The sequence below is a fragment of the Muriicola sp. genome (assembly GCF_041567615.1).
GTDB lineage: Bacteria > Bacteroidota > Bacteroidia > Flavobacteriales > Flavobacteriaceae > Muriicola.
This window is the reverse complement of the sequence record NZ_JBFGBM010000145.1, coordinates 1-6903: the sequence shown is the minus strand read 5'-3', so window position 1 is coordinate 6903 and position 6903 is coordinate 1. Positions and strand designations below refer to the sequence as shown.

Below are 6903 nucleotides of genomic sequence, written 5' to 3'. Positions count from 1 at the left end.
GGGGCGCCATGTGCCCGAGCTATCACGCCACTCGGAATGAAAAGGATACCACCAGGGGAAGGGCCAACGCACTCAGGGAATTCCTTACCCATAATCCCAGGGAAAACAAATTTGATGCGGCAGAGCTGAAGGAAGTATTCGACCTTTGCCTGAGCTGTAAGGCTTGCGGGAGTGAATGCCCCAGTAACGTGGATGTGGCCACCCTGAAAGCCGAATTCATGTACCAGTACCAGGAAGAACACGGGTATACGTTTCGCAACAAGCTCTTTGCCTACAACACCCGTGCGAACCGGATCAGTGCGAAATTTCCTCTGTTAAGCGGAGCATTCCTTCAAAATAGGATCACCGGGAAGCTGGTAAAAAAAATAACAGGGGTTGCCGGGGAGCGGAGTATCCCGATGGCCCGAAAATTTGATTTTCGGAAGTATCTGAATTCCAAACCAGACCTTACTTCTGAAAACAAGGGGAAACTCGTTCTCTACATTGACGAATTCACCGAGTACCTCGACATCGAGGTTGGAAAGGATGCCATAGATCTGCTGCATACCCTGGGATATGAGATCATCCTGTATTTCGGGGAGAGTGGCCGAACTTTTATTTCCAAAGGCTTCCTGAATCAGGCCAGGGAGCTGGCAGCAGCCAATCTCCAGGCTTTGTATCCTTTTACCTCAGAAGGCATACCTGTTGTTGGACTGGAACCTTCCGCCGTTCTGAGTTTCAGGGATGAATATCACCGTTTCCGACTGCACCCCGAGAAATTGAGATCGCTCTCGGAAAACAGCCTGCTGATCGAGGAATTCCTGGCAAGAGAGATCGGGAAAGGCAATATCTTCTCCTCTTCTTTTACGGCTGAAGAAAGAATTGTGAAGGTGCATAACCACTGTCACCAAAAATCACTTTCTGATCAGAAGGTGACCTTTGACGTGTTGAATGTACCTGAGAATTACAAGGTAAGGATCATCAATTCGGGTTGTTGCGGGATGGCCGGTTCTTTTGGCTATGAGAAGGAACACTACGAGGTCAGTATGAAGATAGGTGGACTGAGGTTGTTCCCGTCCGTCTCCAAGGCAGCTGAGGATACTTTAATTGCAGCCAATGGCACCAGTTGCCGTCACCAGATCTGGGACGGAACGGGACGGAAGGCATATCACCCGGTATCCATTCTCAGAAATGCACTGAAGTCATAGCCTCAGGAAGCTGTCCTGGATCTTTCCCTGGTTTCAGTGAGGTCTCCAAGTTTGCCAGGGAATCCGGGTATTTCCATTTCCCTGACCTCCTCATCCCCGTAAAAGGCTGTGAGTTTGTCGTGTTTGAAACTGTAAAGCTTCCATCTCCTGAAGGAATACTCCAGGGCAGTGAGGTGCTCGACCCAATCGCCGGAATTCAAATACAGGCAACGACCCTTGTTTGACTCATAATAGGCCTTTCTCGGTTGATGGCTATACCCGCAAATCAAGGTGTCGTATTGATTCTGAAGTGCCATTGCCAGGGCTGATCGATCGAATTTGCTCAGACTGGACAAATCCCTAAGAGAGCAGGCTTTCGCGTGAATATCCGGAGAACCCTTCGCCAAACTTTTCTTTGACGAGTATTTCTGGCTGAGCGTATGCTTCAGGGAAAGAATTTTCAATCCCACTGGTCCAGCCTTGATCAGCCATTTGGCGAGGGCAGGGGAGGTATCAAAAACACTGCCGTGAAGGATGAAGGTCGACTTACCATCGAGGTCCAATAGCAACCTGTCCTGAAAATGAAGTTTGCTGAACATACTTCCGGTAAATTTTTTGAATAAGAAATCCCGGTTACCGGACAGGTAGTAAATTTCCGACCCTTCAGAAAGCAGGGAAAGGATCTTTTTGATCACCTTCAGGTGGCTTTTTGGAAAATGATTTCTCCTGATATGTGAGGGGTGAATAAAATTTCCGTTGAGCACAAGTGTTTTCGGTTTGATACTGCTCAGGTATACAAGCAGTTCTTCTGCCTTGCTGTACTGTGATCCCAGATGGACATCCGAGATGACCACGACATCTATTTTGCGCTTCTTCAAGGATAGGTCATTTACTGGCAAATTTATACCTGTCGGGATAATCGAATGATAAGAAAAGGTGAAGTCTTCTGTACAAACAGGTTAAATTTCGATGAATGAGAAGCTCAATATGTTAAGCCAATATTAAACAATCCCTGTTTTGGTTTCCGGACTGAATAGACCTATATTTGGCTTCCGAGGAAGGAACATTAAACCCGGGGAGGTTATTCAAAAAACGGATCATGGCCGGAAATTCTTTTGGCACTCTTTTTAAACTTACCACGTTCGGCGAATCTCACGGGGAGGCTATAGGCGGGATCCTCGAGGGTTGTCCTCCGGGGGTTGAGATCGACCTGGAGGCTGTTCAGCGGGAAATGGACCGGAGAAAGCCCGGTCAGTCTGCCATTGTTACCCAGCGCAAGGAAGCAGACGAGGTCAGGTTTCTCTCCGGCATCTTCGAGGGAAAGACCACGGGTACCCCCATCGGCTTTGTGATCGAGAACAGCAACCAGAAATCCAGGGACTACGACCACATTAAAGATTCCTACAGGCCATCCCATGCAGATTACGTATACGATCAGAAATACGGCTTCCGCGACTACCGGGGTGGAGGACGGAGTTCTGCCCGAGAGACCGCGTGCAGAGTGGTGGGTGGAGCTATTGCCAAACAATTCCTGAAAGAGTTAAAAATAAATGCATTCGTATCTCAGGTTGGAAGTATTACTTTAACTAAAAGCTACCAGGAAATAGACCTGTCTTTGATCGATTCTAACCCGGTTCGCTGTCCTGACCCTGAAACCGCTGTCGCCATGGAAGACCATATCAGGGAGGTCCGAAAAGCAGGCGACACCATAGGGGGAGTCATATCGGGAGTTATACAGCAAGTCCCTGTAGGGTTGGGAGAACCTGTATTCGATAAATTGCACGCCCAGCTGGGTAAGGCCATGCTGTCTATCAATGCGGTCAAGGGTTTTGAATACGGCAGTGGCTTTGATGGGGTGACCATGAAGGGAAGCGAACACAATGACGCTTTCAATCCTGACGGGAGTACAAAGACCAATCACAGCGGAGGTGTACAGGGAGGGATAAGCAATGGCATGGATATTTATTTTCGCGTGGCCTTCAAACCTGTGGCCACCCTCATACAACCCTACGAGACCATCGACAAGAAAGGAAATAAGGTACAGGCCCAGGGAAAGGGCAGGCATGATCCCTGTGTGGTCCCAAGAGCAGTTCCCATTGTGGAAGCGATGGCGGCCCTGGTACTGGCGGACTTTGTTTTGTTGAATCGAAGTTTAAAAGCATAAGGAAAAAGGCTTAAGGCCGGTTTTGTCCATACAAATCGTATTCTATGAAGAAACTGGAATTACACTGGAAGATCTTGATCGGAATGATCCTGGGGATCATCTTCGGATTCGTAATGACCTATCCCAGTTGGGGTAGCCAATTCGTTCAGGACTGGATCAACCCCTTCGGAAGTATCTTCGTAAAGCTTCTTAAACTAATCGCCATTCCACTTATTCTGGCCTCGCTGATCAAAGGGATCTCCGACCTGAAAGATATTTCCCAATTTCGCAACATTGGGGTGAGGACCATCGTCATTTACATGATCACCACGGTGGTCGCTATAACCATCGGTCTGGTGCTGGTCAATGCCCTGAAACCAGGAGATGGAATATCACAGGACACCATAGACAAGTTGACGGAGACCTATGCCTCCGATACACAAGTCACCTCAAAACTCGAGGAGGCTTTCAGGCAGAAAGAAGGCGGGCCCCTTCAGTTTCTGGAGGATATGGTCCCCGATAATGCCTTTAGCGCCCTCAGTGACAACGGGCTGATGTTGCAGGTCATCTTCTTTACCATCTTCTTGGGGATCTGTATGCTGCTGGTTGGGGAGGAGCGTTCCAAGCCATTAAAAAATTTCTTTGATGCGCTGAACGAGGTGGTCCTCAAGATGGTGGACCTGATCATGCTTACGGCCCCAGTAGCGGTTTTCGCCCTGCTGGCGAATGTGGTAGTCACCTCTGGGGATCCGGACCTGTTGCTGGCCCTGCTGAAATATTCAGGCGTGGTAGTCCTCGGTCTTGTCCTGATGATTGTTTTTTACAGCCTGGTAGTGGGCACTTTTACCAGGTACAACCCCTGGACCTTTCTCAGTCGGATCAGTCCGGCCCAACTCCTGGCCTTTTCCACTAGTTCTAGTGCCGCTACCCTTCCGGTGACTATGGAGAGGGTAGAGGAACACATAGGGGTGAACAAGGATATTTCGAGTTTCGTCCTGCCGGTGGGAGCTACCATTAATATGGACGGAACCAGTCTCTACCAGGGGGTGGCCGCCGTCTTCATCTCCCAGGCACTAGGATTCGATCTAAGCCTTACCGATCAGCTGATGATCGTTCTTACGGCCTTGCTGGCTTCCATTGGGTCGGCAGCAGTACCGGGTGCAGGGATGGTCATGCTGGTAATCGTCCTCGAAGCCATACAATTCCCTGCTGACAAGCTCGCCATAGGGTTGGCACTGATCTTTGCGGTAGACAGGCCCCTGGATATGCTTCGAACCGTGGTGAATGTCACAGGAGATGCCACTGTGTCTATGATGGTCTCTAAATCACTGGGCAGAAAACTGGTTCCGGCAGTCCGTGAATGGGATGACCATTTGGACGAGGTGTTGCCTAAAAAGAAAAAGGGTAAATGACCAGGAGACTCCAGGCCTAAAGGAATTTCTTCCTCAGTTCGGGGGAGGGAACCATGCAGGCATCCTGTTTCCCGAAAATTCGATAACGGTTCCTCGCTATAAGGTCGTAGAACACATCCCTGAGCTTACCAGGCAACCAAAGAAATATCCCCAGTATTGGCCAGATACCAGAAAGGGACCGGGCGATCCTCAGCGCCGCTTCCGACTTCACGTAATAGGCAACTCCGGGCTCAATCAGGATAATAGAATCCACTTTTGAAGTATCGATCCCCCGTTCTCTTACGAGCCTTTCACCGGCTTCACTCTGCAAGGCCGCAAACCTGAAGAGGTCTTTCTTGTCCCTCCTGATCACGAATTGCACAGAACGATTGCAGAGGTTACAAACCCCATCGAAAAGTATGATCTTTTTTCCTTCCTCAACCATCACTTCTTCCCTTCAACCAGTTCCAGCTGATCCACGCTCACCTTCGTAGTGAACATCCCGTAATTCACGACCGCCTTGTTCTTCTCCAGGCTGTCGATACTCCCTACGGCTTTTCCGTCAAAAAGCCTGACCCGGTCGCCGACCTTGAAAACAGGCCGCGGTTTTGCTTTCACCTTTTCCTGCTTCTTCTTGGCCTGTTTTTTTTTCTCCCGAATTGTCTTTACCTCTTTTTCCAATTCCCTGGACACCTCCTTTTTCTTGACTGCCTGCTCTTTGATCTCAGAGACGGATCTCTTTTTGCGTTTGCTGTTCTCGGTTTCCACCAGACGGAGGATTTCGGAGATCAGGGGACGTTTTTTCTTATCCCGGAAATACTTTTCAGCGATCTTATTCACCTTCTCGCCCAGATAGATCATCCTCTGGTTAAAGTCGTACAGTTCCTGATAATTTTCCAGTTTGGTCTTGATCTTGGCGTTCAGTTTCTCCAGGCGCTGTGCCTCTTCCCGTGCCTTGGTTTCTTCCTCCTGCAAACGTGTGCCCGTTCTGGCCATTTTTGTGCGTTCCTTCTGCAACTTGGCAATGGTGGCATCGAAACGGATCTTTCCCTTTTCCACCTTTTTCTTGGCTTTGTTGATCAGGCTGTAAGGGATTCCGTTTTTCTGGGCCACTTCAAAGGTAAAGGAGCTTCCCGGCTGACCCAGCTCGAGCTGAAAGGTGGGCTGGAGCGTACTGCTGTCAAACAGCATATTCGCATTAGTGGCATGGGGTAATTCATTGGCGAGTGCCTTCAGGTTGGCATAATGGGTGGTGATCACGCCATATGACTCCCTGTCGTAAAAGACCTCCAGAAAGGCTTCCGCCAAGGCACCACCCAGTTCAGGGTCGCTTCCTGTGCCGAATTCATCGATCAGGAACAGGGTTTGTGCATCGCATTTCCTGAGGAATTTATTCATATTCTTAAGCCTGTAGCTGTAGGTGCTCAGGTGGTTCTCGATAGACTGGTTGTCGCCGATGTCCGTCAGAATGGTGCTGAAAAGGCAGAAGGAACTCCTTTCGTGTACAGGGATGAGCATTCCGCTCTGTAGCATCAGTTGCAGCAACCCGATCGTTTTCAGGGTAATACTTTTGCCTCCTGCATTAGGTCCGGAGATCACGATGATCCTGTTCTCAGGATGGAGTTCAATGGTCTGCGGAAAGGTAGGCAGGTTGTCTTTCTTATTGGACAGGTAGAGGAGGGGATGGTACGCTTCCCTCAGGAACAACCTTCTTTCGTGGTTGATCTCAGGCTTGATAGCCTTGATCTCGGTGGCGTATTTCGCCTTGGCCGCTGTCAGGTCGATATGAGCCAGGAAATCCTGGTATTCCTTCAGGTCATTTCGGAAGGGGCGGATCTGGCTGGTCAGGACATTGAGGATCCGCTGAATTTCTTCTTTTTCATCGAATTCCAGATTGTTCAGGGCTCGAGTGTATTTGGAGACAGCCTCCGGTTCCATATAGACGATACTTCCGGTCTTGGAGGTTCCAAGGACAGATCCCTTGACCTTCCTCCTGTACATGGATTTAACCGCCAGTACACGCCTGTTGTCTACGATGGATTCCCTGATCTCGTCCAGAAATTCAGAGGCCTGATAGGTGTTCAGTGCCGTCCCGAAACTCTGGTTGATCTTCCCTCTGACCTGGGCCATTTCCTGCCTGATCCGATTGAGATCCGGGGAGGCAGAATCTTTTACTTCGCCAAACTTGTCGATGACCCCTTCG

The 6903-nt window shown here is 49.5% G+C and carries 6 protein-coding genes; 3 read left to right on the top strand and 3 right to left on the bottom strand.

The features are described 5' to 3' along the window. Window positions 1-1187: (Fe-S)-binding protein (locus ABYP73_RS10070; protein ID WP_372974227.1), on the top strand; the 1187-nt coding region annotated here is incomplete at its 5' end. A gap of 2 nt (window positions 1188-1189) precedes the next feature. Here the strand turns inward: ABYP73_RS10070 and ABYP73_RS10065 are convergent. Further along, the gene (locus ABYP73_RS10065; RefSeq protein ID WP_372974226.1) at window positions 1190-2044 is read right to left on the bottom strand and encodes a UDP-2,3-diacylglucosamine diphosphatase; all 855 of its coding nucleotides are present in this window, start codon (window positions 2042-2044) and stop codon (window positions 1190-1192) included. Between the two features lie 221 nt (window positions 2045-2265). On the opposite strand from ABYP73_RS10065, the gene aroC reads away from it, so the two are divergent. Together aroC and ABYP73_RS10055 are read left to right on the top strand one after the other, a co-directional pair. Then, a complete protein-coding gene (aroC, locus tag ABYP73_RS10060) occupies window positions 2266-3330 on the top strand; it encodes a chorismate synthase (RefSeq protein WP_372945513.1) in 1065 nt (354 codons plus the stop codon). 44 nt (window positions 3331-3374) lie between these two features. Next, the gene (locus tag ABYP73_RS10055) at window positions 3375-4721 is read left to right on the top strand and encodes a dicarboxylate/amino acid:cation symporter (protein ID WP_372945512.1); all 1347 of its coding nucleotides are present in this window, start codon (window positions 3375-3377) and stop codon (window positions 4719-4721) included. 16 nt (window positions 4722-4737) lie between these two features. Here the strand turns inward: ABYP73_RS10055 and ABYP73_RS10050 are convergent, their stop codons facing one another. Both ABYP73_RS10050 and ABYP73_RS10045 read right to left on the bottom strand, forming a co-directional pair. Beyond that, window positions 4738-5145: a thiol-disulfide oxidoreductase DCC family protein gene (locus ABYP73_RS10050; protein WP_372945511.1), complete on the bottom strand. Its 408-nt coding sequence runs from the start codon at window positions 5143-5145 to the stop codon at window positions 4738-4740. Then, on the bottom strand, window positions 5145-6903 hold a 1759-nt coding region (locus tag ABYP73_RS10045; protein ID WP_372974225.1), incomplete at its 5' end, for a DNA mismatch repair protein MutS. The genes ABYP73_RS10050 and ABYP73_RS10045, both read right to left, overlap by 1 nt.

Excerpts from the sequence above, each read along its gene's own strand:
- aroC (WP_372945513.1), top strand. The coding sequence starts at position 2,266 with ATGGCCGGAAATTCTTTTGGCACTCTTTTTAAACTTACCACGTTCGGC.
- ABYP73_RS10055 (WP_372945512.1), top strand. The coding sequence starts at position 3,375 with ATGAAGAAACTGGAATTACACTGGAAGATCTTGATCGGAATGATCCTG.
- ABYP73_RS10050 (WP_372945511.1), bottom strand. The coding sequence starts at position 5,145 with ATGGTTGAGGAAGGAAAAAAGATCATACTTTTCGATGGGGTTTGTAAC.